Source organism: Nocardia cyriacigeorgica (assembly GCF_010868145.1).
Taxonomy (GTDB): Bacteria; Actinomycetota; Actinomycetes; order Mycobacteriales; family Mycobacteriaceae; genus Nocardia; species Nocardia cyriacigeorgica_D.
Genome location: NZ_JAAGUY010000040.1, coordinates 1 through 26,845 on the forward strand (window position 1 = coordinate 1; position 26,845 = coordinate 26,845).

The 26,845-nt window shown below is 66.9% G+C and carries 28 protein-coding genes; 15 read left to right on the forward strand and 13 right to left on the reverse strand.

What is annotated here, in order from left to right; all coding sequences use genetic code 11:
* Window positions 1–758: 758 nt before the first annotated feature.
* The 3 genes from GV792_RS27045 to GV792_RS27055 all read left to right on the forward strand — a co-directional run bounded on the left by GV792_RS27045 (window position 759) and on the right by GV792_RS27055 (window position 3,465).
* Window positions 759–1,160, forward strand: a complete 402-nt coding sequence (locus tag GV792_RS27045) for a hypothetical protein (RefSeq protein WP_163827809.1) — start codon at window positions 759–761, stop codon at window positions 1,158–1,160.
* A gap of 18 nt (window positions 1,161–1,178) precedes the next feature.
* Window positions 1,179–2,297: a hypothetical protein gene (locus tag GV792_RS27050; protein WP_163827810.1), complete on the forward strand. Its 1,119-nt coding sequence runs from the start codon at window positions 1,179–1,181 to the stop codon at window positions 2,295–2,297.
* A 61-nt stretch (window positions 2,298–2,358) separates the two neighbouring features.
* Entirely contained in the window at window positions 2,359–3,465 is a 1,107-nt protein-coding gene (locus GV792_RS27055; protein ID WP_163827811.1) for a hypothetical protein, read from the forward strand.
* A gap of 18 nt (window positions 3,466–3,483) precedes the next feature.
* Here the strand turns inward: GV792_RS27055 and GV792_RS27060 are convergent, their stop codons facing one another.
* Window positions 3,484–4,002: a hypothetical protein gene (locus GV792_RS27060; RefSeq protein ID WP_163827812.1), complete on the reverse strand. Its 519-nt coding sequence runs from the start codon at window positions 4,000–4,002 to the stop codon at window positions 3,484–3,486.
* 91 nt (window positions 4,003–4,093) lie between these two features.
* On the opposite strand from GV792_RS27060, the gene GV792_RS27065 reads away from it, so the two are divergent.
* On the forward strand, window positions 4,094–4,753 hold the full coding sequence (locus GV792_RS27065; protein WP_163827813.1) for a TetR/AcrR family transcriptional regulator: 660 nt from the start codon (window positions 4,094–4,096) through the stop codon (window positions 4,751–4,753).
* A 96-nt stretch (window positions 4,754–4,849) separates the two neighbouring features.
* On the opposite strand, the gene GV792_RS27070 is transcribed toward GV792_RS27065, so the two are convergent.
* Window positions 4,850–5,716: an alpha/beta fold hydrolase gene (locus GV792_RS27070; RefSeq protein ID WP_163827814.1), complete on the reverse strand. Its 867-nt coding sequence runs from the start codon at window positions 5,714–5,716 to the stop codon at window positions 4,850–4,852.
* 177 nt (window positions 5,717–5,893) lie between these two features.
* Between GV792_RS27070 and GV792_RS27075 the strand changes: the two genes are divergently transcribed.
* Window positions 5,894–7,309, forward strand: a complete 1,416-nt coding sequence (locus tag GV792_RS27075) for an amidase (protein ID WP_375154369.1) — start codon at window positions 5,894–5,896, stop codon at window positions 7,307–7,309.
* An 81-nt stretch (window positions 7,310–7,390) separates the two neighbouring features.
* Here the strand turns inward: GV792_RS27075 and era are convergent, their stop codons facing one another.
* The 5 genes from era to GV792_RS27100 form a co-directional block, all read right to left on the reverse strand.
* On the reverse strand, window positions 7,391–8,317 hold the full coding sequence (gene era, locus GV792_RS27080; RefSeq protein ID WP_163827816.1) for a GTPase Era: 927 nt from the start codon (window positions 8,315–8,317) through the stop codon (window positions 7,391–7,393).
* A complete protein-coding gene (locus GV792_RS27085) occupies window positions 8,310–8,660 on the reverse strand; it encodes a cytidine deaminase (RefSeq protein WP_163827817.1) in 351 nt (116 codons plus the stop codon). Before GV792_RS27085 ends, era begins: the two co-directional genes overlap by 8 nt.
* On the reverse strand, window positions 8,653–9,987 hold the full coding sequence (locus GV792_RS27090) for a hemolysin family protein (protein WP_163827818.1): 1,335 nt from the start codon (window positions 9,985–9,987) through the stop codon (window positions 8,653–8,655). The genes GV792_RS27085 and GV792_RS27090 overlap by 8 nt, the downstream gene beginning before the upstream one ends.
* Window positions 9,984–10,532: an rRNA maturation RNase YbeY gene (gene ybeY / locus GV792_RS27095; protein WP_163827819.1), complete on the reverse strand. Its 549-nt coding sequence runs from the start codon at window positions 10,530–10,532 to the stop codon at window positions 9,984–9,986. Before ybeY ends, GV792_RS27090 begins: the two co-directional genes overlap by 4 nt.
* Before the next feature lie 64 nt (window positions 10,533–10,596).
* On the reverse strand, window positions 10,597–11,685 hold the full coding sequence (locus GV792_RS27100; RefSeq protein ID WP_163827839.1) for a PhoH family protein: 1,089 nt from the start codon (window positions 11,683–11,685) through the stop codon (window positions 10,597–10,599).
* A gap of 546 nt (window positions 11,686–12,231) precedes the next feature.
* Here GV792_RS27100 and hemW point away from each other — a divergent pair.
* The gene (hemW, locus tag GV792_RS27105) at window positions 12,232–13,440 is read left to right on the forward strand and encodes a radical SAM family heme chaperone HemW (RefSeq protein ID WP_163827820.1); all 1,209 of its coding nucleotides are present in this window, start codon (window positions 12,232–12,234) and stop codon (window positions 13,438–13,440) included.
* A gap of 37 nt (window positions 13,441–13,477) precedes the next feature.
* Here hemW and GV792_RS27110 read toward each other — a convergent pair whose 3' ends face one another.
* Genes GV792_RS27110 through GV792_RS27125 form a run of 4 tightly spaced genes read right to left on the reverse strand, consistent with a single transcriptional unit; the run spans window position 13,478 to window position 15,867 of the window.
* The gene (locus tag GV792_RS27110; RefSeq protein ID WP_163827821.1) at window positions 13,478–14,122 is read right to left on the reverse strand and encodes a hypothetical protein; all 645 of its coding nucleotides are present in this window, start codon (window positions 14,120–14,122) and stop codon (window positions 13,478–13,480) included.
* 22 nt (window positions 14,123–14,144) lie between these two features.
* Window positions 14,145–15,047, reverse strand: coding sequence for a hypothetical protein (locus tag GV792_RS27115; protein WP_163827822.1), 903 nt, complete (start codon window positions 15,045–15,047; stop codon window positions 14,145–14,147).
* Window positions 15,044–15,388 carry a type VII secretion target gene (locus tag GV792_RS27120; RefSeq protein WP_163827823.1) on the reverse strand — a complete coding sequence of 115 codons (345 nt, stop codon included), beginning with the start codon at window positions 15,386–15,388 and terminating at the stop codon, window positions 15,044–15,046. Before GV792_RS27120 ends, GV792_RS27115 begins: the two co-directional genes overlap by 4 nt.
* Window positions 15,389–15,390: 2 nt before the next feature.
* Window positions 15,391–15,867, reverse strand: a complete 477-nt coding sequence (locus tag GV792_RS27125) for a YbaB/EbfC family nucleoid-associated protein (RefSeq protein WP_163827824.1) — start codon at window positions 15,865–15,867, stop codon at window positions 15,391–15,393.
* Between the two features lie 254 nt (window positions 15,868–16,121).
* Here GV792_RS27125 and hrcA point away from each other — a divergent pair, with 254 nt between their 5' ends.
* The 3 genes from hrcA (at window position 16,122) to GV792_RS27140 (ending at window position 19,225) form a co-directional block, all read left to right on the forward strand.
* Entirely contained in the window at window positions 16,122–17,153 is a 1,032-nt protein-coding gene (hrcA, locus tag GV792_RS27130; RefSeq protein ID WP_163827825.1) for a heat-inducible transcriptional repressor HrcA, read from the forward strand.
* Window positions 17,154–17,326: 173 nt separating this feature from the next.
* The gene (gene dnaJ / locus GV792_RS27135; protein ID WP_163827826.1) at window positions 17,327–18,481 is read left to right on the forward strand and encodes a molecular chaperone DnaJ; all 1,155 of its coding nucleotides are present in this window, start codon (window positions 17,327–17,329) and stop codon (window positions 18,479–18,481) included.
* On the forward strand, window positions 18,482–19,225 hold the full coding sequence (locus GV792_RS27140; protein ID WP_163827827.1) for a 16S rRNA (uracil(1498)-N(3))-methyltransferase: 744 nt from the start codon (window positions 18,482–18,484) through the stop codon (window positions 19,223–19,225).
* Window positions 19,226–19,265: 40 nt separating this feature from the next.
* Here GV792_RS27140 and GV792_RS27145 read toward each other — a convergent pair whose 3' ends face one another.
* Window positions 19,266–19,694 carry an SgcJ/EcaC family oxidoreductase gene (locus tag GV792_RS27145; protein ID WP_163827828.1) on the reverse strand — a complete coding sequence of 143 codons (429 nt, stop codon included), beginning with the start codon at window positions 19,692–19,694 and terminating at the stop codon, window positions 19,266–19,268.
* A 211-nt stretch (window positions 19,695–19,905) separates the two neighbouring features.
* Between GV792_RS27145 and GV792_RS30435 the strand changes: the two genes are divergently transcribed.
* The 6 genes from GV792_RS30435 (at window position 19,906) to GV792_RS27170 (ending at window position 25,758) form a co-directional block, all read left to right on the forward strand.
* Window positions 19,906–19,998: an Ms4527A family Cys-rich leader peptide gene (locus GV792_RS30435; RefSeq protein ID WP_369008998.1), complete on the forward strand. Its 93-nt coding sequence runs from the start codon at window positions 19,906–19,908 to the stop codon at window positions 19,996–19,998.
* A 150-nt stretch (window positions 19,999–20,148) separates the two neighbouring features.
* Window positions 20,149–21,930, forward strand: a complete 1,782-nt coding sequence (locus tag GV792_RS27150) for a nitrite/sulfite reductase (RefSeq protein ID WP_163827829.1) — start codon at window positions 20,149–20,151, stop codon at window positions 21,928–21,930.
* Between the two features lie 31 nt (window positions 21,931–21,961).
* On the forward strand, window positions 21,962–22,681 hold the full coding sequence (locus GV792_RS27155) for a phosphoadenylyl-sulfate reductase (protein WP_163827830.1): 720 nt from the start codon (window positions 21,962–21,964) through the stop codon (window positions 22,679–22,681).
* Window positions 22,660–23,607 (forward strand): sulfate adenylyltransferase subunit CysD, encoded by a 948-nt coding sequence (cysD, locus tag GV792_RS27160; RefSeq protein WP_175583198.1) that lies wholly within the window; start codon window positions 22,660–22,662, stop codon window positions 23,605–23,607. The genes GV792_RS27155 and cysD overlap by 22 nt, the downstream gene beginning before the upstream one ends.
* 1 nt (window position 23,608) lies before the next feature.
* A complete protein-coding gene (locus GV792_RS27165; protein ID WP_163827832.1) occupies window positions 23,609–24,904 on the forward strand; it encodes a sulfate adenylyltransferase subunit 1 in 1,296 nt (431 codons plus the stop codon).
* 2 nt (window positions 24,905–24,906) lie between these two features.
* A complete protein-coding gene (locus tag GV792_RS27170) occupies window positions 24,907–25,758 on the forward strand; it encodes a sirohydrochlorin chelatase (protein ID WP_163827833.1) in 852 nt (283 codons plus the stop codon).
* Window positions 25,759–25,885: 127 nt separating this feature from the next.
* On the opposite strand, the gene GV792_RS27175 is transcribed toward GV792_RS27170, so the two are convergent.
* Window positions 25,886–26,845: a helix-turn-helix transcriptional regulator gene (locus GV792_RS27175; RefSeq protein WP_163827834.1), complete on the reverse strand. Its 960-nt coding sequence runs from the start codon at window positions 26,843–26,845 to the stop codon at window positions 25,886–25,888.

Below are 26,845 nucleotides of genomic sequence, written 5' to 3' on the forward strand. Positions count from 1 at the left end.
CCGAACGCCCCGCAGGCACCAGAAATCCCGCCCCCGCCCCACCTCGCTACGCCCACCAAGACCCGGATTTCCACCGCCGCAGGTCCCAGCTGCCGGATTGGTGGCCGCGCGCCGGCACGCCCAACCACACAACTCCACCGCAAGGTGCGAACCCTGCGCGACACACGCCGCCGACCTCGCCACCACGCGGCGACGAACACATCACCCGCGCACCGGAATCCACGCCGCCCGCGCGTCGACCGCAGCAGCCGACCCATCCGGCGCAGCCCCAACCAACCCGGCCACCCCACCAACCAACACGTTCGCAGCACCCTCCCACGCACACGCAGCCACCGCGCCATCACAACCCGGGGCCACCGATGACCCCGCAATCAGCGCCCCCGCAGCGGCACCCGAGCCCTCCGCACGTCCCGCACAACCTTGCGGCTCCCCACAGCCCACACAATCCGAACGGGAGGCAACCCCACGCGACGCCGGAGCACCGTCAGCGCAGAGGGTGGCGCGACTGGTTCCGACGTGCTCCGGCACGCCCCGACATCCCGCCGAGGTCCACGGGATCGCCTGCGCACCAAGGATTTCCGCCGCCAACGCACAATCCCTCACAAGGCGGGCGGCCGGACGGCTCACCAGACGCTCAACAGCCGGGTCCGTTCAACCAGGTCCCGCCGCCCCAACAGCCGAGGTTCGACACACGCGAAATGCAGGCCGAGTACCATGGCGAGCACCTGCCTGGTAACGCTCGGTGGCGAACCTCGCACGTGGCGTACTTCAATGAGGTCGACCGCCAACAGTTCCGACTATTCATCCACAACGGGCGAATATACGACGCAAATGGCCAGCTCTTCGACACCAGGCGTGCGCATTCCGCACATAGTGGCGGCGGCCGCGCCATCTTCGTCATGGATAATCAGGGAAACCTTTACGCCTCGCTACATCACGCACCCGGGCAATTCCATCACTCGAGCTTCCTCGCGGGTGGGCCGGTCGCGGGTGCAGGCGAACTCGAGGTCATCGACGGTGTACTGCAATTGGTAACCGACTCGAGTGGTCATTATCGGCCGCCACAGCGCTACACCCACCAGGTTGTGATGAACCTGCGCAGCAGAGGTATTCCCATCGCGAACAACCAAGTGCAGTGCATGGCACGAAACTGGGACTGACCGGAAGGACTTCGATCAATGAATACGACCCAGTGGCAAAGTCTTGCCAATGCGGTGCTGTACAGCGTGCAGTTCGAGGAGACTCTCGATTCGGCGGTGGTCACGCGAGTCGCGGACGGATTGCTCACACGACCGCTGTGGAACCTGGCCCCGGAAGACGAGTACCAGGCACTCACCGAGGCGGTACGGGCCAGTGGTTCATTGACCCGCGAGGTCCCCACCGAGCACACCGACGCGGAGTTCCGGAGATTTCTCGGTGCAGTAATCGAGCACCTCGATTCGGCTCGCCCATGGCCGGAACCACCATTTGAACTGCTCCCGGACGAGCGCTTCGAAGATTTTATGGACGGTCATGCGATCGCGATCGCCGATCGCCCGGTGGCGACTCTCGAGGGGCTCCTCGGCAAGACCTTCATACGGCGCGAGGATATCTTCCCGGACTTTCTGCTTCTCCGGCTGCGGTCGGGAACCGAGATCGGATTCATCTGGCCCTATTGGCGTGAAACGAACGATGTGGCGATTGTTACCCCCGATCGTGATCGCCCGGCCATGGAGATACTGACCGAGCTCGTCCAGCACACCAATCTGGAGTCGCAGGAGATCATTCCGCTGCGGACGCCCTCGACTACGGGCGAACACAACGCTCGATCAGCCTACGAAACCGTCCCTCTCCGGGAAGAATTCGCCGGAGAGAATCTCCCCGGGAACCGGGTATGGAACGGAAGCCAGGTCGTCTACCTCGACGAGCATGAGCGGCAGCGGTATCGCCTGCACATTCGTGATGGATTCGTGTACGACGACGAGGGGCGGCCGTTCGACACGACGGCAGCGAAGACGTTGTGGACACCGCAGGGTGGCCGAGCGATATTCACCATGGATGCCGACGGCACCCTGTACTCATCCCCGCACCATGTTCTCGGCCAGTTCCACCACTCGAGCCTCCTCGCGGGAGCCCCGGTCGCCGGTGCCGGGGAAATCGCGGCCATGAACGGCGTCGTGCAGTTGATCTCAGATCACAGCACCCACTACCGTCCTCCGCGCCACATCACCGAACAGGTCGTGGACAATCTCCGTAGCCAAGGTGTCACAATCGATGATCAGCAGGTCGAATATCACTGGGACACCGGGACATCCTGACGAAACCGATCGATTTCACCATGCGGGCCCTGTTCGAACCTGATCTATGGAAGGCAATGTGATGACTTCGCTCTCATGGCGAGGCGTTGTCGACGCGGTTCTGTACAGCGTGCAGTTCGATGATCTCGATTCGTCGAGCACTGTGCAGAAGATCGCGGACACGATGGTGGCGCGGCCGTTTGTGGGGGTGAGCCCTGAGGAGGGGTATCGGGCGCTGATCGAGGGGTTGGATTCCGAGGATCGGCTGACGGCCTCGATGTCGACCGAGCATGGCGAAGCGGAGTTCCGGTGGTTTCTCGCGGCGGTCCTCGGGCGGCTGGACGGTATGCGGCCGTGGGCGGAGCCACCGTTTCGGTGTCTGCCCGACAGCCGGTTCGACGAGTTCGCGAACGGGTCGGCGATCGGGGTGTCGAATCGGCCGGTGTGGCGAATCGAGCAGGTGCTCGGCCGATCGTTCCAGCGGCGCAATGATTCTCAGCAGGCATTTCTACTGCTGCGATTGCGGTCGGGCGCCGAGGTCGGGTTCATTGCACCGTATTGGCCGGAGACCAGCGGCATCGCGATTCTCACCACGAGTCGTGATCATGCGGCTGCGGATGTGCTGCGCGAGCTGATCGAAGGCACCGATCTCGAACCGCGGCAGGTCACTCCGTTATTGCCGTCGGCCGACGGGCAGCGCGGGCGGTATCGCACCACGCCGATCCAGCCCGAGTTCGTCGGTGAGCATCTGCCAGGGAACGCGCGCTGGAACGGCAGCCAGGTCACCTATCTCGACGAGCGGGAGCGTCAGCCGTATCGGCTGCAGATCCGGGACGGTCGCCTCTACGACGGCCGCGGGCAGCTGTTCGACACCGCGGCCGCACGCACCCTGTGGACCCCGCAGGGTGGCCGGGCGATCTTCTCGATGGACGCCGACGGTGTCCTCTACTCCTCCCCGCACCACGTCCTCGGCCGGTTCCACCATTCGAGTTTCCTGGCCGGAGCACCGTCTGCCGGCGCAGGCGAACTCGCTGCGTCGTTCGGCGTCATCCGCGTCATCTCCGACCACAGCACCCACTACCGCCCACCCCGCCACATCACCGCCCAAGTGATCGACAGCCTGCGCCGTCAGGGTGTCGCGATCGACGACCAGCAGATCGAATACCACTGGCCCGACGATCGTCGGTAGGTGCCGATGTGTCGTCGATCAGGCGACAACATCCTGGTGTCGATCGCGGCGACGGCTGATGGCGTAGCCGATCACCGCGATGACGAGCGCGGGCGGCCAGAGCAGCACCGCGAGATAGCAGCCCGTGCAGAAGCTGTTCCAGGCCGAGCCGGGTTCGCCCGCGAACGGATCTACATTCGACCAGCGGTGGATACTCATCGCGCACAGGGCGACCAGTATCGCGGCCCCTGTGAGCGCTATGCCGCACACCAGGGCGGCGGGCACGCGGCGTCCTGCGAGGATCGGACTCCACCGGGGCACGCGATCCCCGCCGGGGCGGACCATGCGCACCACAGCCAGCGCTGCGAGCAGTTGCAGAGCCGCGAGCCCTAAGACGTAGGCCGTGCCGCCGCCCGGGATCAGTTGTTCCGCCCGCCACGCGTCCGGCGTGCCCAGGTCGAAACCCATCCCGAGAAGGATGCGCCACAACACCGTCGGCAGCGCGGCCAGACAGGCGATCCACGCAGCAACAACACCCCACCTCGGCACGGTGGCCACGATCGATTGGTCCCCCCGTCGACCTACCGACCCAACATTTAGAATTAGGTTTCTAGAAGTCATACTCTAGAAATACCGCTAACCTGAAGTGGTGGCAAGACCCAAGTTCACCCAACAAGAGCTGTTGGACGGCGCCCGCGACGCGGTGCTCGAGCACGGTCTGGACGCATCCCTGGCCCAGGTGTGCGCACTGATCGGAGCACCGACGGGCTCGCTGTACTACCGCTTCGCATCACGCGATCACCTGATGGCCTCCCTATGGCTGAGGTCGATCCGGCGTTTCCACGAGGGTTATCTCGCCGCCGCGGCGACCCCGGATGCCCGGGAGGCATTGCGCAGGTGTGCAGTTCACATACCCCGCTACTGTCGCGATTTTCCCGCCGAGGCTCGGGCGATGATGCTGTACCGGCACTCCGAGCTCGCAGTCACAGCCCCGAAGGACCTGCGAGCGGAGGTCCGGGCCGTGAACGATGAGGTGTGGGCCGCGCTGGACGATCTCGCCGGACGTCGCTATGGCACAGTCCACGACCCCGAACGGGCAGCACTCGTGCGGATGGCGGTCAGCCAGGCACCATATGGCCTAGTTCGACCGCACGTCGGCGGGCCGGTCCCGCAGGAGCTGGACGCGATCGTCGTCGCGGCAGCCGAGGGAATCCTCGAACTCGGAGACTTCGGCAGTCCACAGGATCCGAACCCGTCGGCAATGGACCTCCGGTCACTGGATGTGCAGGCACGGCCGGCGGGTCACTAACGAGCGCCCCGGATCTGCAGCGGCCGATCGAGGCTCCGCGACGCCGAACTCAGCGAATCGAGCGGGAACCGACGGCCGGATTCGGTCCAGTTGCGCTTATCGCACCGCGCGCTCGCGCAGGAACTCGAGGATGTGCTGGGTCAGTTGCTCGGGCTGATCCTCCGGGAGGAAGGTGTAGGCGTCGTCGACGAATTTCAGGGTGGCGTCAGGGAGTTCGCCGGCCATACGTTCGGCGAGTGGGACGGGGAAGAGCTTCTCCTCACGGGCCCAGACCAGCAGAACCGGGAAGGTGACAGACGGGAAGCGGGTGGCGGCGTCGAGGGTGTAGCGGGAGTTGGCCGACTTCAAGAAGCGGCGGGCATCCTTGCGAATGGCGGCCGAGGTGCGGCTCGGGAGCAGGTAGGAGTCGACGATCTCGTCGGGGATCGGGCGTTTGGCGACCCAGCCGAAGGCTAACGGGAGCCGGTGCAGAGCGCGGATGCGCAAGAACTCGGTGACGGGGCGCACGGAGCCCGGCAGCTGGGCGAGCTTGCCGAGCAGGGTGAACGGCTGGGGAAAGAACTTGTCATAGCAGTCGACCGAAGCCAGCACGACGCGGCCGATCCGCGCGGGGTTGCGGGTCATCAGAATCTGGGTGATGGCCCCGCCGGTGTCGTTGGCGACGATCGTGACGTCGGTGAGGTCGAGGCATTCCAGGAACGTGGCGATGATGTCGGCGACACCGGCCGGGGTGAGATCCGCGCCGGGCATCGCGACCGTATGCGACCCGAGGGGCCAATCCGGGGTCAGGCAGCGGTGACCGGCTGCCGCAACCTCGGGCACGACCTTGCGCCACAGATCGCCATTGACCAGCACACCGTGTACGAAAACGACCGGTGGGCCGTCGCCGGTGTCGTGGTAGCGGATGCGCCCGGCGGGCAATTCGACGTCGTGGATCCGGCCGAGCGAAGGACTGATTCCCATGATGATTTCTCCCCTGTGGATCGGACACCGTCACTGTTACATACATGCCGTATGTATGTCTACAGTCCCACGGAACCGCCCACCAGAGAAGCGACCTGGACGTCCGACCAGATCCGCGCTACCGTCACAGCAGAGGAACGAAGAGACGGGGCTCACATGGCGGTGCCAGACAACACGATGAACCGAGCGGGGGCGCCCGTGCGGGACCTAGGCTTGGCCGAACTGGCCGAGGCCATCGCGGGCTCGACGATCACTTCGGTGGCCGCCACCACCGACGCGCTCGACCGCATCGAAGCCAGCCAGCCGTCACTGAACGCCTTCCGGATCGTGCGCCGGGAGCGGGCGCTGACCGAGGCCGCGGAGGCGGACCGGCGAATCGCGGCGGGTGAGCGGCTTCCGCTGCTCGGTGTGCCGATCGCGGTGAAGGACGACACCGATATCGCGGGCGAACCGACCGCGTTCGGCGCCGGTGGGGATTTCGCGCCGAAGACCGAGGACGCCGAGTCGGTACGCAGACTGCGCGCGGCAGGTGCGGTGATCGTCGGCAAGACGAACACCTGCGAATACGGACAGTTACCGTTCACCAGCGGCGCAGCCTTCGGACACACCCGCAATCCATGGGGTCGGGCGCATACGCCGGGCGGCTCGTCCGGTGGTTCGTCGGCCGCGGTGGCGGCGGGACTGGTACCTGCCGCGCTGGGTTCCGATGGTGCGGGCTCGGTCCGTATCCCGGCCGCGTGGACGAACCTGGTCGGCATCAAACCGCAGCGTGGCCGGATTTCCACCTGGCCATTGGCCGAGGCATTCAACGGGCTCACCGTCAACGGCCCACTTGCGCGCACCGTCGGTGATGCGGCACTGCTGCTCGACGCCGCGGCGGGTCCGCACCACGGTGACAAGCACACCCCGGCACCGCTGACCCTTTCCGACGCGGTGGGCCGCGACCCGGGTCGGCTGCGTATTGCGCTGTCGTTGAACATCCCGTTCACCGCCACCCGAACCGAACTGCACCCAGAGGTCGAGGCCGGGGTGCACCACATCGCGAAAACCCTGCGCGAGCTGGGCCATTCGGTCACGGTGACGAACCTGCACTACGGCGTCATGATGGGCGCCTCGTTCCTGCCTCGCTCGATGGCGGGTATTCGGGCGGTGCACGACCGGATGCCCGGCGCCAGGGTCGACCCACGCACGATCGCCAATGTGCGCACAGGTCAGCTGCTGAGCGGGCCCGCGCTGTTCGCGGCGCGCCAGGCCGAGACATTGCTGCATCGGCGGATCGGGCGGTTCTTCGATGATTTCGATGTGGTGCTCGCCCCGACGACGGCCACTCCCCCGCCGCGCGCCGAGGAGATCGACGATATCGGTGTCGTCGCCACCAACAATCTGATCACCGCCGCATGCCCGTACACCTGGCCGTGGAACGTGCTTGGCTGGCCGAGTGTCAACGTGCCCGCCGGGTTCACCGCGACCGGGCTGCCGGTCGGTGCCCAGTTGATGGGCACAGCGAATACCGAGCCGCTGCTGGTATCGCTTGCTGCGCAACTGGAATCGGAGCTGCACTGGGAGCGGCAGCGCCCAGAATCCTGGTGGTGACGTTTCAGCGCGGCAACCAGTCCTCGATCGGGCTTGTCACCGCCCACTGCCGGAACCGGTTGTCGTATCCGTGAAGGGCGTTCAGAAACCGAGCTTGCCCAGCTGTTTCGGGTCGCGCTGCCAATCCTTGGCGACCTTCACGTGCAGGTTCAAATAGATGCGGGTTCCGAGGATGTGCTCGATCTGCTTGCGGGCATTGGTGCCGACCTCCTTGAGCCGGGAACCGCCCTTACCGATGACGATAGCCTTCTGACTCGGCCGCTCCACATACAGGAGCGCATGCACGTCGAGCATGTCCTCGCGCTCCTCGTATGGCAGGACCTCCTCGATGACGACGGCCAGCGAATGCGGCAGCTCATCGCGAACGCCCTCCAGCGCGGCCTCGCGAATGAGCTCGGCCATCAGGGTTTCCTCGGGTTCGTCGGTCAACTCACCGTCGGGATAGAAGGCGGGCCCCTCCGGCATCTTCGACGCGATCACATCGACGAGGACCTCGACCTGCTCGCCCTTGACCGCCGACACCGGAACAACATCGGCCTCGGGGCCGAGCAGCTGCGATACCGCGAGCAGCTGTGCGGCGACCTGGTCACGGCCGACCTTGTCGATCTTGGTGACCACGCCGAGCAGTGTCGTCTTCGGTGCCATCTGCTTGATCTGCTGCACGATCCATCGATCACCGGGGCCGATCTTCTCATCGGCCGGGATGCACAGCGCGATCACGTCGACCTCGGAGTAGGTATCACGCACGAGATCGTTGAGCCGCTGACCGAGCAGAGTGCGCGGCCGATGCAGACCGGGCGTGTCGACCAGAATCAGTTGGGTGTGCTCGCGATGCACGATGCCGCGGATGGTGTGGCGGGTGGTCTGCGGCCGCGAGGACGTGATCGCGATCTTCGCGCCGACCAGCGCGTTGGTCAGCGTCGACTTGCCGGTATTCGGCCTGCCGACGAAACAAACGAAGCCGGAACGGAATTCGCCGGACTTCGTGGAAGCGGATCGGTCAGCCACCCTGCACCTCGAAACCCTCGGCGATATCGAACACCGCGCCCGCGCGGTCGGTGAACACGATCCGCGCCTGCGCCGACACCTCACGCACCGCGGTCACCCCCGAATCGGAGAACTTGCCGCCGACCACCACGGCGGCCTCGAAACCTTCCGCGCCGCTGGAAATCGCGGCAGCGACCGCAGCCTGCAACGCGGTGAGCCGCAACGCCTCCAGCTTCACCTCGCCCGCGGCATAGGTGCGGCCGTCGGTATCTCGGACCGCGGCTCCGCTGGTGCCCTCGGTGCGGGCCATCGCCCCACGCGCAAGCACCAGCAATTTGTTGTCCTCGGCATCCAGTTCAGTCATTCGGTGTCTCCTGTTCGTCTCGGCCGGCCGGGACTTCCCGCGCCACGCCGTTGCCGTTCGATGCCGTGTCACCCTCGACCGCCCGGCTGACCACCACCGTGTGCACGCGCACCCGGCCGCGGGTATCGGGTCCGCCTTCGCCACGCAGCAACAGCCCGTGCGCGGTGATCTCGGAGCCGGGCAGCGGGACCCGGCCGAGCTCATGAGCGAGCAGACCGCCGACGGTGTCGACGTCCTCCTCGTCGATATCGAAGCCGTACAGCTCACCGAGATCCTCGACCGACAGGCGCGCCGACACCCGGTAGCGGTCGTCGTCGAGCTTCTCGACTGGTGGCGTCTCATCGGTGTCGTACTCGTCGGCGATCTCACCGACGATCTCCTCCAGCACATCCTCGATGGTCACCAGACCCGCGATACCGCCGTATTCGTCCACCAGCAACGCCATATGGTTACGGCGGCGCTGCATCTCGTCGAGCAGATCGTCGAGCGGTTTGGAGTCCGGCATGAACACCGCGGGCCGCATGACGTCGCCGACCCGCACGGCGCGGCCGCGATCGCCATACTGCACAAGGTCTTTGAGATAGACGACACCGAGGATGTCGTCGACGTTGGCGCCGATCACCGGAATCCGCGAATGCCCGCTGCGCACGGCAAGCGAGGTTGCCTGCGCGGCCGTCTTGTCCTGCTCGATCCACACCATCTCGGTGCGCGGCACCATCACCGCCCTGGCCGCGGTGTCGCCGAGCTCGAAGACCGACTGGATCATCCGGCGTTCGTCGTCGGCGACCACGCCGCGCTCGCGGGCCATATCGACCACCTCGCGCAGCTCGATCTCGGAGGCGAACGGGCCGTTGCGGAAACCCTTACCGGGGGTGATCGCATTACCGATGAGGATCAGCAGCCTGCTGACCGGACCGAGCAGCGCACCGATGAACTGCAACGGCAGCGCGGCGGCCAACGCGATCGAATAGGCGTGCTGCCTGCCGAGCGTGCGCGGCCCGACGCCGATCACCACATAGTCGACCAGCACCATGATGACCGCGGTCAGCACCAGCGCCCAGCCGTCGGACAACATGGTTGCGAGCGCGGCCGCGAGCAGGACGGTCGCGGTGATCTCGCACAGAATGCGCAGTAGCACCATGAGATTCACATAGCGCGGCCGATCCTCGACGATGCGGCTCAGCCGGGCTGCGCCGGCACGCTCGGCGCGCACCATATCGTCGAGGCGGGCGGGGGAAATGGTGTTCAACGCGGAGTCGACGGCGGCGAAGATACCGCCGACGGGGACCAGCAGGACGGCAAGGACGATCAGGGTCAGCGCGTTCACGCCCGGGAATCACCCGGCGTCGTGAAGCCCGCCTTTCCCAGCAGCCTGGCGTCACGTTCGGCGAGTTCGGCGCGGCGCCTTGCCTCGCGCAGGCTCTCGTACCACTCTTCGAGCAGCCGGGCCTGCAGCGCGAACATCTCCTTCTCCTCCTCCGGCTCGGCGTGGTCGTAGCCGAGCAGGTGCAGCACACCGTGCACGGTGAGCAGCGAGAGTTCGTGGTCGAGAGAATGGCCCGCCTTGCGGGCCTGGGCCAGGGCGAACTCGGGGCACAGCACGATATCGCCGAGCATCGAGGGGCCGGGTTCGGGACTGTCGGGCCGCCCACCGGGCTCCAGCTCGTCCATCGGGAACGACATCACATCGGTCGGCCCCGGCAGATCCATCCACCGCATATGCAGGTCGGCCATGGTGTCGAGATCGACAAGCACCATGGACAGCTCCGCGGCCGGGTGCACATCCATCCGCGCGATCACGAACCGCGCGACACCGACCAGATCTTCCTCGGGCACGTCCATACCCGACTCGTTGGCGATCTCGATACTCACCAGGTCAGCCTAATGGGTGCGGCCGGACACCGTCCGACCGCAACCCCGCGAGGAATGAGATGAGTTATCGCCGTCCGGTGCGGTTGGCGGCGCGGCGCTGGGCGCGGTTGCCGGGCATGTGTGGGCCGACCGGGCGGGTTTCGGCTTCGAAGCGGTCGTAGGCGTCGACGATGTCGGAGACCAGGCGGTGGCGGACGACGTCGCTGCTGTTGAGTTCGGCGAAGTGGATGTCCTCGATCTCGGTGAGGATCTCACTGGCCGCCCGCAGGCCCGACCGTGACCCGTTGGGCAGGTCGACCTGCGTGACGTCACCGGTGACCACGATCTTCGAGCCGAACCCGAGCCTGGTCAGGAACATCTTCATCTGCTCGGCCGTGGTGTTCTGCGCCTCGTCCAAGATGATGAACGAATCGTTGAGCGTTCGGCCACGCATATACGCCAGGGGCGCGACCTCGATGACGCCTGCTGCCATGAGCTTCGGGATGGCTTCCGGATCCATCATGTCGTGCAGGGCGTCGTAGAGCGGACGCAGATACGGGTCGATCTTCTCGTTGAGGGTGCCGGGCAGGAAACCGAGGCGTTCGCCCGCTTCGACGGCGGGCCGGGTAAGGATGATGCGGTTGACCTGCTTGGATTGCAGGGCCTGCACCGCCTTGGCCATGGCCAGATACGTCTTGCCGGTACCTGCGGGACCGATGCCGAACACGATGGTGTTGGCGTCGATGGCGTCGACATACCGCTTCTGATTCAGCGTCTTGGGGCGGATGGTCTTGCCGCGCCGGGACAGGATGTCGAGGCTGAGCACCTCGGCGGGCGACTCGGCGGTGCCCTCGGTCAGCATGGACACGGTGTGGCGGACGGCCTCGGGCGTGACCACCCGGTTGCGGCCGGTCAGCGCGACGAGCTGTTCGATGACGCGCTCGGCCAGCGCCACGTCGGCGGCCGGTCCGGTGAGGGTGACGGAGTTACCGCGCACGTGGATATCGGCGTCGAGCAAATCCTCGAGTTCACGCAGATTCTGGTCGGCCGATCCAAGGAACGGGAAGACGGACTCAGGTGCGAGTTCGATACTGGAACGTACGGTGCGTGCCGCGGGACCCGAACTGCTGCCGCCTGCACCATTGCCGGCCGCGGGTGTCGCCGGGTCGCCGATCTCACCTTGGGTTCTCACGTAGTGGCTATAGCCTGCTTTCCGGTCTCGGAGCCGCCGCATCACCCGCCCCCCGCACCCGTGGCGGCTACCGCCTGTCCGGCGGTATCGGCCCTGCTCCGGCGCGGTGGAGATCATGCGCTGTGGATGCTCAAAGTTTAACGCGCGGCACCGACACCCGCCCACCGATTATGCGGCGGGTGCCTGCCCGCGGGCGCTCTACCAGCGCATATGGGGATGCTCCCCGGGGTTGGGTAGCCGGCTCCCTGCATCGCGCACGACCGGCAGCAAGTACCACGGGGTCGGCGGCGTCTCGCCGCCGCGCACCACGGCGCGCACCCGGGTGGGTTCGGTGAAGGTGCCGGAGATGCCTGCTCCAGAAGCCGGCCACCCGCCACGCCCCGCAAACGCTGCGCGGTGGGGTGGGGGCGCCCGTGGCGGCCCACACACCCACACAGATGGCCGCCCAAATCAAGCGGACGGGCACATGAGGTCGGGAACAACCAGGTCGCGTGCGATCGCGATGCCGGGCACGGGCACACTGGAACGGTGAGTTCTCCCGCCGTCACCACACCGCACGCCGACGCCTCCGTCCCGGTGCTGCGCGATTTCGGCGGGGGTCCGTTCGGCATCTACGTGCACGTGCCGTTCTGCGCGACCCGCTGCGGGTACTGCGACTTCAATACCTATACCGCCGGTGAGCTGGGCAGTTCGTCCTCGCCGCAATCGTGGATGACGGCGCTGAAGGGTGAGCTGGCGACCGCGGCGCGGCAGTTCGCAGACCTGCCGAGCGCGACGCCCGAAGTGGCGACGGTGTTCGTCGGTGGGGGCACACCGTCGCTGCTCGGTGGAGACGGTCTGGCCGAAGTGCTGGACGCGATCCGTGGCGAGTTCGTATTCGCCGCCGACGCCGAGATCACCACCGAGTCGAACCCGGAGTCGACCTCACCCGCCTTTTTCGAGCGGATCCGGTCCGCCGGATACACCCGGGTCTCGCTCGGCATGCAGTCGGCGGCACAGCACGTGCTGGCGGTCCTCGACCGCACCCACACGCCGGGCCGAGCGGTCGCCGCCGCCAAAGAGGCCCGCGCGGTCGGCTTCGAGCACGTCAACCTGGATCTGATCTACGGAACACCCGGCGAACGCGACAGCGATCTGGACGCAAGCCTGGACGCGGTACTCGACGCCGGCGTCGACCATGTCTCGGCCTACTCGCTCATCGTCGAAGACGGCACCGCGCTGGCCCGCCGAGTCCGCCGCGGCGAACTGCCCGCCCCGGACGACGACGTGCTCGCCGCCCGCTACGAACGTATCGACGCGCGCCTGAGCGCTGCGGGTCTCACCTGGTACGAGGTCTCCAACTGGGCGTCCTCCGATGAGGCCCGCTGCCGCCACAACCTGGGGTATTGGGACGGTGGCGATTGGCTCGGCGCGGGGCCCGGCGCACACAGCCATCTCGGCGGAGTGCGTTGGTGGAACGTCAAGCATCCGGCGCGCTACGCCGATCGCGTGGGCAAGGGTGGACTGCCCGCCGCGGACTGGGAGTCGCTCGGCGATGAAGAGCGCTATATGGAGCGGGTCATGCTCACCGTGCGGTTGCGCACCGGACTCCCGATGGAGGATCTGGACCGGATCGGAGTCGCGGCGGCCGAGCAGATCGTTGCGGACGGTCGCGCTGAACTGCGCGGCGATCACCTGGTGCTCACCGATCAGGGACGGCTGCTCGCCGACGGTGTGGTGCGCGAGCTACTCGGCTGAGAGCATTTCGTGGTCGGTTCCCTGAAGTATCCGCCGGTCAGGCGATTCCGTAGTAGATGATCAGTCCTGGCACGACGCCCAAGAGAAACCCCATCACCACCAGCCACACGGGGAATGCCCACCGGTACCCCGGACTCCGTCGTGGGGCTACCGGATCCAGCCCACCCAACAAAGCCGCGACCACTGGCGATGAGTAGTGGGTGTGGGTCGCGTGATCCGGAACAACCGGCAGCATCGCGTCAGCAGGGCCGTGGTCCTCGCCGATCCTCGGGAACCCGAACAACGGTGCGATATTCGAGCCGCGAGTCATCACGCGGATATGATGGAGGCCCGGTGGCAGCGACACCCACGTTTCCCCCCACTGGGCATTCGACACCTCATGACCGTTGATCCATATCCTCGGCCCGCTGGCCCTGATGAACAGTGAGGTGGGCACTGCCCACTGTGCAAACTTGGTGTGGACTACGACGCCGGTGGGTCCGGGATCCGGAATATATTGCGGCATTGGCTCATCCAGGTTGTGCCGGTAGGGCACGACGAAATCCGGCGGAAGCATTGCCTGGTTATAGGCAGGCAATGCTTCGGGTCTGCCCGGGAGTGGAAGCGGCGGAACCAGTTGCGGCGGTGGCGGGTACGGCATCGGCGCTGCGGGCACGTTACGGCCAGAGTCGAAAGTGTTCACGAGTCCTCTTCCACTCGCCGGCCTACGCCGGCGCCGCCTGCGGCTCGGCACCCGGCTCTTCGGTACCGAGCAATTCGGTGACGATCTTGCCCAGTGCCACCTCGAACGGCTTGAAATCCAACAACGCGTTGGCCAGCTTCGCCATCAGCGTCGAAACCTTGGCGGTCTCGGCGCCGATCCGGAACATCGCCTGGGCGGCGACCAACGGCGCGGCCGTACCGAGCGAGATGGCCAGCTCGATGGTGTATCCGATCAGTGCCCCCGCAAGCGCGGTCAGGATTTCCGAGACCAGGGTGCGGATCGCGTCGATGATCTTGGCGGTCTGTTCGACCGTGGTCGCCAACGCCGCTGCGACACCTGCCGCGCCGCCGACATTGTCGGTCAGGGTGGCGACGCGGGCACGATAAGCCTGCGCCGTAAGGCCGTTCCATTCCGCGACTTCGGTATCCACCGCCGTTCGCCAGGCAGCGGCGATTTCGGTCAGTTCGGTCGAGATGTTCTTCCAGGTCTCGGAGTATGCCTCGATCATGTCGGGGTTGCCCCAAAGCCCGTCGAGGCATTTGCGTAGCGGTTCGACGTGTTCGAGCATCCACCCGGCGATCTGTCCACCTACGAAACCGAACGGGTCTCCCACGGCCCCGGCAGCCGTGATGCCGGTGGAGATTCCGCTGAATACCGCGTCGGTGATCTCGCCTTTCCGGATGTTCGACACGATCTTCCACGCATCGGCGGCAACCGTGCCCTCGAGCACACCCCAAGGCCCATCCTTGCCCTCGAATCCCACATTCGAGAACATGAAATTCGTTTCGGCGAAGTATTCGTCGCGGTAGTCTGTCCCGTCGGCGATGAGCGGATTCTTCGGGGCAGCCGCGTCATCGAATCCCGGCGTGTGCTCGTTGATCCAGGTGCCGTACGGAGTGCTCATCGGGCAGCGCCCCCCGAATCGGCGAGCGGCTGGCCGGTCTTGCCCAGGGTCGTCCCGAGCGCGTTGTCGGCAGCCTCGAACGAATCCGCGTTGGATTGCAGCTTGCCCGGCACCCCGGCCAGTTCGCTGGTGACTCTTCGGATCGCGTCGACGGCGCCTTGGTGATTGTCGTCCAACAACATTTTGACGAAAGGCCGCGGATACATGCCGAAGCCGTCGTCGGCGGCGGCAAGGTACTCCGCGGCTTGCAACGCCGTCCGGGTACGTTCGGCCAGTCCGGCCACGCTCCGCGCGTGCCGCCGCAGGTCGTCGGGTTCCACGGCGAGATTCGGTTGAGTCATCCTCACACCAACCAGGACTTGCCGCGGTAGTACTGATCGTCCGGATCGTCGGAGTCCGGCCCGCGCAGATCGCCCGGAGGCGTCGCAGGGGCCGGTGGCTCGGGTTCGGGCTCGTCCTCGTCGGTGAATCGGTCCGCGTACTGCCCGATGATCCGGGCGCCGGCCTCGTCCTCGCCGACCATCTCCTGCACCGTCGCGGTGACATCGCGGCGCAGTTTCGCCTGTGCGCGATGCAGACACGACATCAATTCGGCCGACAGCGCCGCCGGACCGAGCCCGCGAATGCCGTCGGAGAAGCGAATATCGGTCGGCAGGCCGTTGCCGTCGACGGTCACGGTGACCCGCCCGCCCTCGGAGGTCTCGGTGACCGACATCGCGGCCATCCGGCCGTGCAGGGCCTGGTACTGCTGGGCTTTGCGCTCGAGATTCTGCGCCCACTGGTTGAGATCGTCAGCCGCCCGTGCAGGGTCGTCGAACATCCGGATCCCCCTCGTTCCGTGTCGTCATCGTTTCGAAGCCGCCCAGCAAGTTACCACCTCGAATCACTGGTCGGCGGATGCGGGAAGGGTGCAGATGAGCCGGGCGAGCGCCGCGCCGGTGTGCGTGGACCGGGCGAATGCGACGCGCCCACTAAACTGGGTGGGTGAGGCCCGGCTGCTGTCAGCGGGGCCCAGTATGGTGGCGCGCGCAACGGCCGCGACTGCGTGCCCACGCGAGCGAGGAGGTGGGGCCGATGTCGAGCACCGAGGACAGACGCTTCGAGGTCCTGCGGGCGATCGTTGCCGACTACGTCTCGACCAAGGAGCCTATCGGCTCGAAAACGCTTGTCGAGCGGCACAATCTGGGTGTGTCGAGCGCCACGGTGCGCAACGATATGGCGGTGCTCGAGGCCGAGGGCTACATCACCCAGCCGCACACCAGTTCCGGGCGCGTGCCCACCGACAAGGGCTACCGGCAGTTCGTCGACCGGATCGCCGATGTGAAGCCGCTCTCACCGGCCGAGCGCCGCGCCATCCTGGAATTCCTGGAATCCGGCGTCGACCTCGACGACGTGCTGCGTCGCGGCGTCCGTCTGCTGGCCCAGCTGACCCGTCAGGTCGCGGTCGTGCAGTACCCGACGGTGTCCGCGTCGACGGTGCGCCATATCGAAGTGGTCGCGTTGAATCCCGCTCGGTTGTTGCTGGTGGTCATCACCGATACCGGACGGGTGGATCAGCGCATTGTCGAGCTCGGCGCGCTCGTCGATGACGAGGACCTGGCCGCGCTGCGCGCCATGCTCGGCGGCGCGATGGATGGCAAGCGGCTCGCCGCGGCGTCCGCTGCGGTTGCCGACCTCCCCGAGCAGGCACCGCCGCGGCTGCGTGATGTGCTCGTCCGGGTATCGACCGTGCTGGTCGAGACCCTGGTCGAGCATCCAGAGGAGAGGTTGGTGCTCGGTGGCACCGCCAATCTGACCCGCAATGCGGCGGATTTCGGTTTCCCCGGCTCACTGCGTTCGGTGCTGGAGGCTCTGGAGGAACAGGTCATCGTGCTCAAGCTGCTCGCTGCGGCGCAGCAGCCGGGCACCGTCACGGTACGCATCGGTGAGGAAACCCAGGTCGAGCAGATGCGCGGTACGTCGGTGGTCACCACCGGTTACGGCGCTTCCGGTGCGATCCTCGGCGGCATGGGTGTGCTCGGGCCGACCCGTATGGACTATCCGGGCACGATCGCATCGGTGGCCGCGGTGGCCAGGTACATCGGCGAGGTCCTCGCCGAGCGCTGACGGTGACGCCGGTCGCCGCCTCCACTGATACGCTCGAATCTCCGGCCGGATAAAGTTGAGTGAACCCGACTAATGCTGTGCGGTTGGAGCGGTACCGGCCCGGGACCAGCCCAACGGCATCCGGCCGTACGCAGTCGGAACTGTGGACAGCGATCAAGGACTAGAGAACTCAAGTGGCACGGGACTACTACGGACTGCTCGGCGTCGCGAACAACGCGACCGACCAGGAACTCAAGCGCGCTTACCGCAAGCTGGCTCGCGAACTGCATCCCGACGTCAACCCTGATGAGGCGGCACAGGCCCGCTTCAAAGAGGTCTCGGCGGCCTACGAGGTGCTGACCGATCCGGAGAAGCGGCGCATCGTCGATATGGGCGGCGACCCGCTCGAGTCCGGCGGCGGCCCCGGTGGCGGCTTCAGCGGAGCGGGTTTCGGCGGTCTCGGCGATGTGTTCGAGGCCTTCTTCGGCGGTATGGGTGGAACGGGTGGTGCGCGCAAGCCGCGTGGACGCGTGCAACCGGGCGCCGATTCGCTGGTGCGCACCCGGCTCAGCCTCGCCGAATGCGCCGTGGGTGTGACCAAGCACCTGACCGTCGACACCGCGATCCTCTGCGATATCTGCGCGGGCGCGGGCACCAACGGCAATTCCAAGCCGGTGCGTTGTGAGACCTGTGGCGGCGCCGGTGAGGTGCAGTCGGTGCAGCGCTCGTTCCTCGGCCAGGTGATGACATCGCGGCCCTGCCCGACCTGCCGCGGTGCGGGCGAGACCATTCCCGATCCGTGCCACAAGTGTGGTGGCGACGGCCGCGTGCGGGCCCGTCGTGAGATCGCCGCGCCGATCCCGGCCGGTGTCGCGAACGGAATGCGGGTGCGACTGGCGGCCCAGGGTGAGGTCGGCCCCGGCGGCGGCCATGCGGGCGATCTGTACGTGGAGGTCGTCGAGCAGCCGCACGACGTGTTCGTCCGCGACGGCGACGATCTGCACTGCACCGTCCGGGTCCCGATGGTCGACGCGGCGCTCGGTACCACCGTCGTCATCGACACCATCCTCGACGGCCCCACCGAACTGACCATTTCGGCGGGCACCCAGCCCGGTGAGGTGTCGGTGCTGCGCGGCCACGGAATGCCGAGGCTGCGTTCGGGCGCGCGCGGCGACCTGCTCGCCCACCTCGACATTGTCGTCCCCACCAAGCTGGACAGTAAGCAAACCGATCTGCTGCGTAAGTACAAGGGCATGCGCGATCGCGAGCGCGCCGAGGTGATGTCGGCGCAGTCCGAGCACAACAGCGGCCTGTTCGCCCGGCTGCGCGCCTCCTTCAGCGGACGTTAGGTGGCCGCGACCGTCTTCTACCTCGATGAGATCCCCGAACCGGGGGGTGTCGTCGTGCTCGACGGTCCCGAAGGCAGACACGCCGCCACGGTGCGCCGCATCCGGGTCGGCGAGCAGATCACCCTCTCCGACGGGCGCGGGCTGCTCGCCGAATCCGAAGTCGTTGCCGCGCAGCGCGACCGGCTCGAGCTCGCGGTGCGGGCCACTGCGGTCGCGGAGCCGGTGCGGCCGCCGGTCACCGTGGTGCAGGCATTGCCGAAATCCGATCGCTCCGAGCTGGCGGTCGAGCTGATGACCGAGGCGGGCGCGGACGTGATCGTGCCCTGGCAGGCGGCTCGCTGTGTGGCCAATTGGGAAGCCAAGGCCGACAAGGGCATCGGCAAGTGGCGGGCCGCGGCCAAATCGGCGGCCCGGCAGTCCCGGCGCGCCTTCATTCCCGAAGTGACCGGCCTGCACCGGACCGCCGATCTGCTGACGGCGGTGCGTACGGCGAAGGCCGACGGCGCGGTGGTCGCGGCTCTGCACGAGTCCGGCACGTCCCGGTTCACCGACCTGCCGCTCGGCGCCGCGCCTGCGGTCATGCTGATCGTCGGGCCGGAGGGTGGGCTCGACGATGCGGAGCTGTCGGCATTGGCCGAGGCCGGGGCGGATGTGGTGCTGCTCGGGCCGACGGTGCTGCGCACCTCTACCGCGGCGGCTGTTGCTCTCGGGGCGCTGGGGGCGTTGACGCCGCGCTGGGGTTAGTCGACCGCTGTCGGCCGTGGCCCCCAGGCCCCTACCGCCCTCACTCGGCGACGACAGGCGTGTTCTGATTCGCCGCCAACATCCAGCGCCCATCCTCCTTCGTCATCACATACATCGGAGCGCCCTCCCTCTCGAGCTCCCCGTCGTTGGTGAGGTAGCGCTGACGGATCTTCACCGCTGCTACATCGGGCCGCAGGAACACGATGTGCTCCACCTCGTAGGTCGCCGATCCGTGTGTGGTGGCCCCGGGCAGTACCTGCGCGGTGAACTCGGCGATCGCCGCGCGCCCGAACAGCCTCTTCCCGTGGCCGGTGGTCCAGATGGCGTCCTCGCGGAACAGGCCGACGAATTCGTCGACGAGTTCGTTCGCCTGTGCGTGGGCGACGCTGTCGACCACCGCGCGGATCTCGGCGAGGTCGGCGTCGGTGTCGGCGGGCTGGTACGGGCTCTGCACTGTCTCGATGGTCATGCCGGTCAACTTGCGACCTCGAGTTCACTCGAGGTCAACGCCGGAGTGTGCTGAATCACGCCGATTCGGCCGCGGCGACGGCCCGAGCCACCGCCCCAACTATGACAGCGGTCACAAATGACCCCCTGAATCCAGGGAATTTCCCCCTTGCGAGCGGAAAATACTGGCAGGGCGGTCGGAACGTAGGGGCTGACGTGGCACAATGAAGCCCATGCGCGAAATCGGAGTACGACTGGTGGCACGGCGCCACGTCGACTTCAAGCGTGTCTGCAGCGCCTGTTGTCTGCCCGGTTCTTCCCGGTAGCTCAGCTGCGCCCGTTCCCGGACCCCCGGCCAACCCCTTTTCCGGCCATTCCGATATCGAGGACTTCGGCCCGCTGACACCGCGGGCGTGAGCACAGCCCATCTCACGCCTTCAGCACGGACGTACGACAAACCAGCAGGAGCAGCCCCCATGACGTCGAGCACCGACGCCGGCCCCGCCGATCAGCCCGAAACCGCCGCGCCCGCACGTGAGCGCCGGGTCCGCCCGGACCGCCCGCGGGCCGAAGCGGCGGCCGCCCCGCGCGCCCGCACCGGAAAGCCGGTCAAGCGACGCGCCGAGGGACAGTGGGCGCTCGGATACCGCGAGCCGCTGAACCCCAACGAACAGTCCAAGAAGGACGACAACCCGCTCAATGTGCGTGCGCGCATCGAGAACATCTACTCCAAGACCGGTTTCGACGGCATCGACAAGGGCGATCTGCGTGGCCGGTTCCGCTGGTGGGGCCTCTACACCCAGCGTGAGCAGGGCTATGACGGCACCTACACCGGCGACGAGAACATCGACCTGCTCGAGGCCAAATATTTCATGATGCGGGTGCGCTGCGACGGCGGCGCGCTCAATGCCGCGCAGCTGCGCACCATCGGTGAGATCTCCACCGAGTTCGGCCGCGACACCGCCGACCTGTCCGACCGGGAGAACGTCCAGTACCACTGGATCGAGGTGGAGAACGTCCCCGAGATCTGGCGGCGGCTCGAGCAGGTCGGTCTGCACACCACCGAGGCCTGCGGCGACTGCCCGCGCGTCATCCTCGGCTCCCCGTTGGCGGGCGAGTCGCTCGACGAGATCATCGACCCGACACCGGCGATCGAGGAGATCGTGCGCCGCTACATCGGGAAGAAGGAGTACTCGAACCTCCCGCGCAAGTTCAAGACGGCGATCTCGGGCCAGCAGGATGTGGTGCACGAGATCAACGACGTCGCCTTCGTCGGGGTCGAGCATCCCGAACACGGGCCCGGCCTCGACCTGTGGGTGGGTGGCGGCCTGTCGACCAATCCGATGCTTGCCCAGCGGGTCGGCGCGTGGATTCCGCTGGATGAAGTGCCCGACGTCTGGGAAGCGGTCGTTTCCGTGTTCCGCGATTACGGCTACCGGCGCCTGCGCACCAAGGCCAGGCTGAAGTTCCTGATCAAGGACTGGGGCATCGAGAAGTTCCGTCAGGTACTCGAGGACGAGTACCTGAAGCGCAAGCTGATCGATGGTCCCGCCCCCGCGCAGCCGGACAAGCCGATCGATCATGTGGGTGTGCAGAAGCTGCGCAACGGGCTCAATGCCGTCGGTTTCTCCCCCATCGCGGGCCGTGTGTCGGGCACGATCCTGACCAAGGTGGCCGACGCGGTCGAGCGCATCGGTTCCGACCGTGTCCGCTTCACCCCGTACCAGAAGCTGATCGTGCTCGACGTCGCCGACGACAAGGTCGAGGAGCTGATCGCCGAACTGGAACCGCTCGGCCTGCAGGCCCGTCCATCGATCTGGCGCAAGAACCTGCTGGCGTGCAGCGGTATCGAGTTCTGCAAGCTGTCGTTCGTCGAGACGCGTAAGCGTTCGCAGGTGCTCGCACCCGAACTGGAACAGCGGCTCGCCGATATCAACTCCCAGCTCGATGTGCCGATCACGATCAATATCAATGGCTGCCCGAACTCATGCGGCCGCTCCCAGATCGCCGATATCGGCTTCAAGGGTCAGCTGGTCGATGACGGCGAAGGGAATCAGGTCGAGGGCTACCAGGTTCATCTGGGTGGCAGCCTCGGACTCGACAGCGGTTTCGGCCGCAAGCTGCGCCAGCACAAGGTGACCAGCGTCGAACTCGGCGACTACATCGAGCGTGTGGTGCGCAATTTCGTCAAGAACCGCGACGCGGGCGAGCGTTTCGCACAGTGGGCAGTGCGCGCCGACGAGGCCGACCTGCGATGAGCACGCCTGATCAGGTGACGGGAGATCAACAGTGACAACACAACTCGCGGACAAGCTGGCCGAGGACGAGCTGCGGGCCATCGCCGAGCGCGGCGCGGCCGAACTCGGCGCCGATGCTTCGGCCGCCGAACTGCTGCGCTGGACCGAGGAAACTTTCGGCACCGGCTACATCGTGGCCTCGAACATGCAGGACGGCGTGCTGGTCCATCTGGCCGCGCAGGTCCGTTCCGGCGTGGATGTGCTGTTCCTCGATACCGGCTATCACTTCGCCGAGACCATCGGCACCCGTGACGCGGTGGAGGCGGTCTACGGGGTGAACGTGATCAACGTGCGCCCGGAGCATTCGGTCACCGAACAGGACCAGCTGCTCGGCAAGGACCTGTTCGCGCGTGATGCCGCCGAATGCTGCCGGCTGCGCAAGGTGGTGCCGCTGCAGAAGTCGCTGGCCGGCTACAACGCCTGGGTGACCGGCATCCGCCGGGTCGAGGCGCCGACCAGGGCCAACGCGCCGCTCATCTCCTTCGACGAGGCGTTCGGCCTGGTGAAGATCAACCCGATCGCGCCGTGGTCCGACGACGAGATGCAGGCCTACATCGAGCAGCACTCGATCCTCGTCAATCCTCTGGTGGAAGAGGGATATCCGTCCATCGGCTGCGCTCCGTGCACACGGAAGCCGGAGCCGGGATCCGATCCGCGAAGCGGCCGCTGGGCCGGCCTCGCCAAGACCGAATGCGGGTTGCACAGCTCATGACCAAGACAGTCAGCGAACGTTCCCTCGGCATCACCGATTTCGACACCCTCGCGGCACTGGAATCGGAATCGATTCACATCTTCCGCGAGGTGGCAGGCGAATTCGAGCGGCCGGTCATCCTGTTCTCCGGCGGTAAGGACTCCACGGTTCTGCTGCACCTGGCGCTCAAGGCATTCTGGCCCGCGCCGCTGCCGTTCGCGCTGCTGCACGTGGACACTGGGCACAACCTGCCGGAGGTGCTCGAGTTCCGTGACAAGGTGGTCGAACGTTACGGCCTGCGCCTACACGTGGCGAAGGTGGAGGACTACCTGGCCGACGGCAGGCTCACCGAGCGTCCCGACGGCATCCGCAACCCGCTGCAGACCGTCCCGCTACTGGACGCCATCAGCGAGAACCGCTTCGACGCCGTCTTCGGCGGCGGCCGCCGCGACGAGGAGCGTTCGCGGGCCAAGGAGCGGATCTTCTCGCTGCGCAACGCCTTCGGGCAGTGGGATCCCAAGCGGCAGCGGCCGGAGCTGTGGAACCTCTACAACGGCAAGCACGCCCCCGGTGAGCATGTGCGAGTGTTCCCGCTGAGCAACTGGACCGAGCTCGACATCTGGCGTTACATCGCCCGCGAGAACGTCGACCTGGCCAGCATCTACTACGCGCACGAGCGCCCGGTCTACCAGCGCGACGGCATGTGGATGACGCCCGGCGTATGGGGCGGCCCGGCCGAGAACGAGGTGCTCGAGACCCGTTCGGTGCGTTACCGCACCGTCGGCGACGGCTCAACCACCGGCGCCATCCTGTCCGACGCCGCCGACAACGAGGCGATCCTCGACGAGGTCGCCGCGTCACGACTGACCGAACGTGGCGCGACCCGAGGCGATGACCGCGTCTCCGAGGCCGCCATGGAAGACCGCAAGCGAGAGGGTTATTTCTGATATGTCCGACCTATTGAGGCTGGCCACCGCCGGTTCTGTCGACGACGGTAAGTCCACCCTGGTCGGACGTCTGCTCTACGACACCAAATCCGTACTGGCCGACCAGATCGACGCCGTCACCCGCGCGTCGGTGGACAAGGGTCTGTCCACGCCGGATCTCTCGCTGCTGGTGGACGGTCTGCGCGCCGAGCGTGAGCAGGGCATCACGATCGACGTCGCCTACCGCTACTTCGCGACGCCGAAGCGTTCGTTCGTACTGGCCGACACCCCCGGCCATGTGCAGTACACCCGCAACACCGTCTCCGGCGCCTCGACCGCGCAGCTGGTGATCCTGCTGGTGGACGCGCGCAAGGGCGTCATCGAGCAGACCCGCCGCCATGCCGCGGTGCTGGCGCTGCTCGGTGTGCCGAAGCTGGTGCTCGCGGTGAACAAGATCGACCTGGTCGACGATGCCGCGACGGTGTTCGCCGAGATCTCCGCCGAGTTCAACAAGCTCACCAGCACGCTTGGCTGGACAAGTGACGACGTGCTGGAGATCCCGGTCTCCGCGCTGCACGGCGACAATATCGCTACCCGGTCGGATAACACGCCGTACTACTCAGGCCCCTCGCTGATCGAGCACCTCGAGTCGGTGCCCGTCGACGCGGACAGCTCCGGTACGCATTCGCTCGGCCTGCGTTTCCCGGTGCAGTACGTCATCCGTCCGCGCACCGCCGAGTACCCCGACTACCGCGGCTACGCGGGACAGATCGCGGCGGGTTCGGTGTCTCCCGGCGACGAAGTGGTCGTGCTGCCCTCGGGTATCCGCACCACGGTCGAACGGATCGATACGCCGGACGGTGAGCTTGCCGTCGCTCAGCCCGGGCGCAGCGTCACGTTGATCCTGGCCGATGAGGTCGACATCTCCCGCGGCGACATCATCGCCTCCCCCGCCGACGCACCGGAACCGATCGACACCTTCGACGCCACCGTGTGCTGGCTGGGTGACAAGCCGCTGCGCCCCGGCGCGCGACTGCTGCTCAAGCACGGCACCCGGACCACCCAGGCGATCGTCGGCGAACTCATCGAACGGTTCGACGAGCAGCGACTGTCAGCGGCACCGAATCCGGAATCGCTGGAGCTCAACGACATCGGCCGGATCTCAGTGCGGGTGGCCGAGCCCGTCGCCGCCGACGATTACCGCGTGAACCGGCACACCGGCAGCTTCCTCCTGATCGATCCGTCCGGCGGCAACACCCTCGCCGCGGGCTTGGTCGGCGATGCGCTGACCGCGGTCGAGGTCGGAACCGAGGCCTGAGGGTGTCCGCGGCGATCCGCGCGAGGTCCGCGATCCGTGCGGGTGGCTTCGGCGCGCCCGCACTGATCGCGGTCGCGCACGGTAGCCGCGACCCACGCTCGGCCGCGACCATGGCGGCGGTAACCGCACAGCTCGCAGCGGCACGCCCGGACCTGGATGTACGACTCGCGTTCCTGGATCTGAACGCGCCGTCGGTCGATCAGATGATCGATGCCGTCGCGGCGCAGGGACATACGCGCGCGATCGTCGTCCCGTTGTTGCTTGGCAGTGCCTTTCACGCACGGGTTGACCTGCCCGGGCTCCTGGCGGGTGCTTCCGCCCGGCATCCCCGGCTGGACTTGATTCAGGCCGACGTTCTCGGACCCGACCCACGGTTGGTCTCGGCATTGCGCGACCGAGTGATCACCGCGGACCACGCGGCGAGCGTGCCCACCGTCGCGGCAGGCTCGGCCGGCGGTGACTCCGGGGACCGCTCCGATTTCGCTGCGGCTCTCTCCGATTCCCGGCTCGGCGTCGCGGTCGCCGCAGTGGGTTCCTCATCGGCTGCGGCGAATATCCGTACCGCTGAGGTGGCGCGGATGCTGGCCGCGGCGACCGGCTGGAAGACCGAGATCTGCTTCGCCACCACCGGACCATCCGTCACCGAGGCGGCGGCCCGACTGCGTGCGCGGGGCGCCGAACGGGTGCTGGTGGCGCCGTGGTTCCTCGCGCCCGGTTTGCTGACCGATCGGCTGGTCAACCAGGCGCCGGATCTGGCGCACACCCAGGTTCTCGGACCGCATCCGGCGTTGACCGACGTGGTGCTCGACCGTTACGACGCGGCCGCCGACGAGGCACTCTTGCGTTCGGCCTGAGTCGGTTTCGCGGGATCGGACGGCCTGCGAGCCGACGCCCGGCGCCGCGATCGGTGAGCGCAGCACGTCGGCATGGCACTGTCGTTCGACGGCTGCTGCACGAGACCGCCCGTACCGCGTCCCCCGCCTACGACACAGGGCCGGCCGCGGCATAGCTGCCGACCAGCTCTGCGCCGATCCTGGCCAGTTCCGCACGGACCTCCGGCGGACCGACGACCTCGATCGAAGCTCCCCAACCGGCCAACTGCTGGGCAACCATCCACGCCGTAGGAGCGGTGACCCGAGTTCGTATGCGTCCGTCATCGATCGGTCCGTCGACCACGCAATGCCGTCCCTGCTGGTTGCGCAGAATCGGTAGCAGGCGCGCGCTGATGAGCACGGTGGCGGCGGTGGTCGAACGGTGCCGCTCCACTTCGTCGACGACCTGCTGCCAGGCCTCGGACAGATCGAAATCTTCCGGCCGGTCCGCTGTCTCCGCGGTCACGACCATCTCGCTGATGCGTTCGACGCGAAATGTCCGCCTGCCGCGGTCAGTGCCCGCGACCAGGTACCAGATGCCGTCCTTGTCGACCAGCCCCAGCGGATCCACCAGCCGCTCCGACTGCTCTCCGGTGCGAGTCCGGTAGCCGAGACGAACCTTGTTGCGCTGCACGACCGCCCGTTGCAGGGTGCGGACCGCGGCAGGCAGCTCACGGTCGGTGGCACCCCAGCGGGATGGATCGATGACGACGGCGTCGGCGGCGGCTTCGGCATCGTCCCGAAACGTCTGTGGAAGCGCGCGCACCAATTTGCGCAGCGCTGCCTTCGCCTCCGGTTCCGCACCCGCCGATGGACCTGCGAGCAGGAACAACGCCCGCGCCTCCCCTGCGGTGAGACCGCTCAGGTCGGTGCGCGCACCCCCGATCAATTGCCATCCGCCGCCACGCCCTGCCTGCGGATACACCGGAATACCCGCCGCGGACAGCGCCTCGAGATCCCGGCGTGCGGTTGCCACCGATACCTCGAGTTCGGTGGCGATCTCGGCGGCGGTGACCCGACCCCGGCTTTGCATCAGCAGCAGGGTGGCGACAAGTCGATCAGCTCGCAT

Excerpts from the sequence above, each read along its gene's own strand:
- GV792_RS27050 (WP_163827810.1), top strand. The coding sequence starts at position 1,179 with ATGAATACGACCCAGTGGCAAAGTCTTGCCAATGCGGTGCTGTACAGC.
- GV792_RS27055 (WP_163827811.1), top strand. The coding sequence starts at position 2,359 with ATGACTTCGCTCTCATGGCGAGGCGTTGTCGACGCGGTTCTGTACAGC.
- GV792_RS27070 (WP_163827814.1), bottom strand. The coding sequence starts at position 5,716 with ATGGGAATCAGTCCTTCGCTCGGCCGGATCCACGACGTCGAATTGCCC.
- GV792_RS27075 (WP_375154369.1), top strand. The coding sequence starts at position 5,894 with ATGAACCGAGCGGGGGCGCCCGTGCGGGACCTAGGCTTGGCCGAACTG.
- GV792_RS27085 (WP_163827817.1), bottom strand. The coding sequence starts at position 8,660 with ATGACTGAACTGGATGCCGAGGACAACAAATTGCTGGTGCTTGCGCGT.
- GV792_RS27115 (WP_163827822.1), bottom strand. The coding sequence starts at position 15,047 with ATGAGCACTCCGTACGGCACCTGGATCAACGAGCACACGCCGGGATTC.
- GV792_RS27120 (WP_163827823.1), bottom strand. The coding sequence starts at position 15,388 with ATGACTCAACCGAATCTCGCCGTGGAACCCGACGACCTGCGGCGGCAC.
- GV792_RS27125 (WP_163827824.1), bottom strand. The coding sequence starts at position 15,867 with ATGTTCGACGACCCTGCACGGGCGGCTGACGATCTCAACCAGTGGGCG.
- hrcA (WP_163827825.1), top strand. The coding sequence starts at position 16,122 with ATGTCGAGCACCGAGGACAGACGCTTCGAGGTCCTGCGGGCGATCGTT.
- GV792_RS27145 (WP_163827828.1), bottom strand. The coding sequence starts at position 19,694 with ATGACCATCGAGACAGTGCAGAGCCCGTACCAGCCCGCCGACACCGAC.
- GV792_RS30435 (WP_369008998.1), top strand. The coding sequence starts at position 19,906 with ATGCGCGAAATCGGAGTACGACTGGTGGCACGGCGCCACGTCGACTTC.
- GV792_RS27150 (WP_163827829.1), top strand. The coding sequence starts at position 20,149 with ATGACGTCGAGCACCGACGCCGGCCCCGCCGATCAGCCCGAAACCGCC.
- cysD (WP_175583198.1), top strand. The coding sequence starts at position 22,660 with ATGCGGGTTGCACAGCTCATGACCAAGACAGTCAGCGAACGTTCCCTC.
- GV792_RS27165 (WP_163827832.1), top strand. The coding sequence starts at position 23,609 with ATGTCCGACCTATTGAGGCTGGCCACCGCCGGTTCTGTCGACGACGGT.
- GV792_RS27175 (WP_163827834.1), bottom strand. The coding sequence starts at position 26,845 with ATGCGAGCTGATCGACTTGTCGCCACCCTGCTGCTGATGCAAAGCCGG.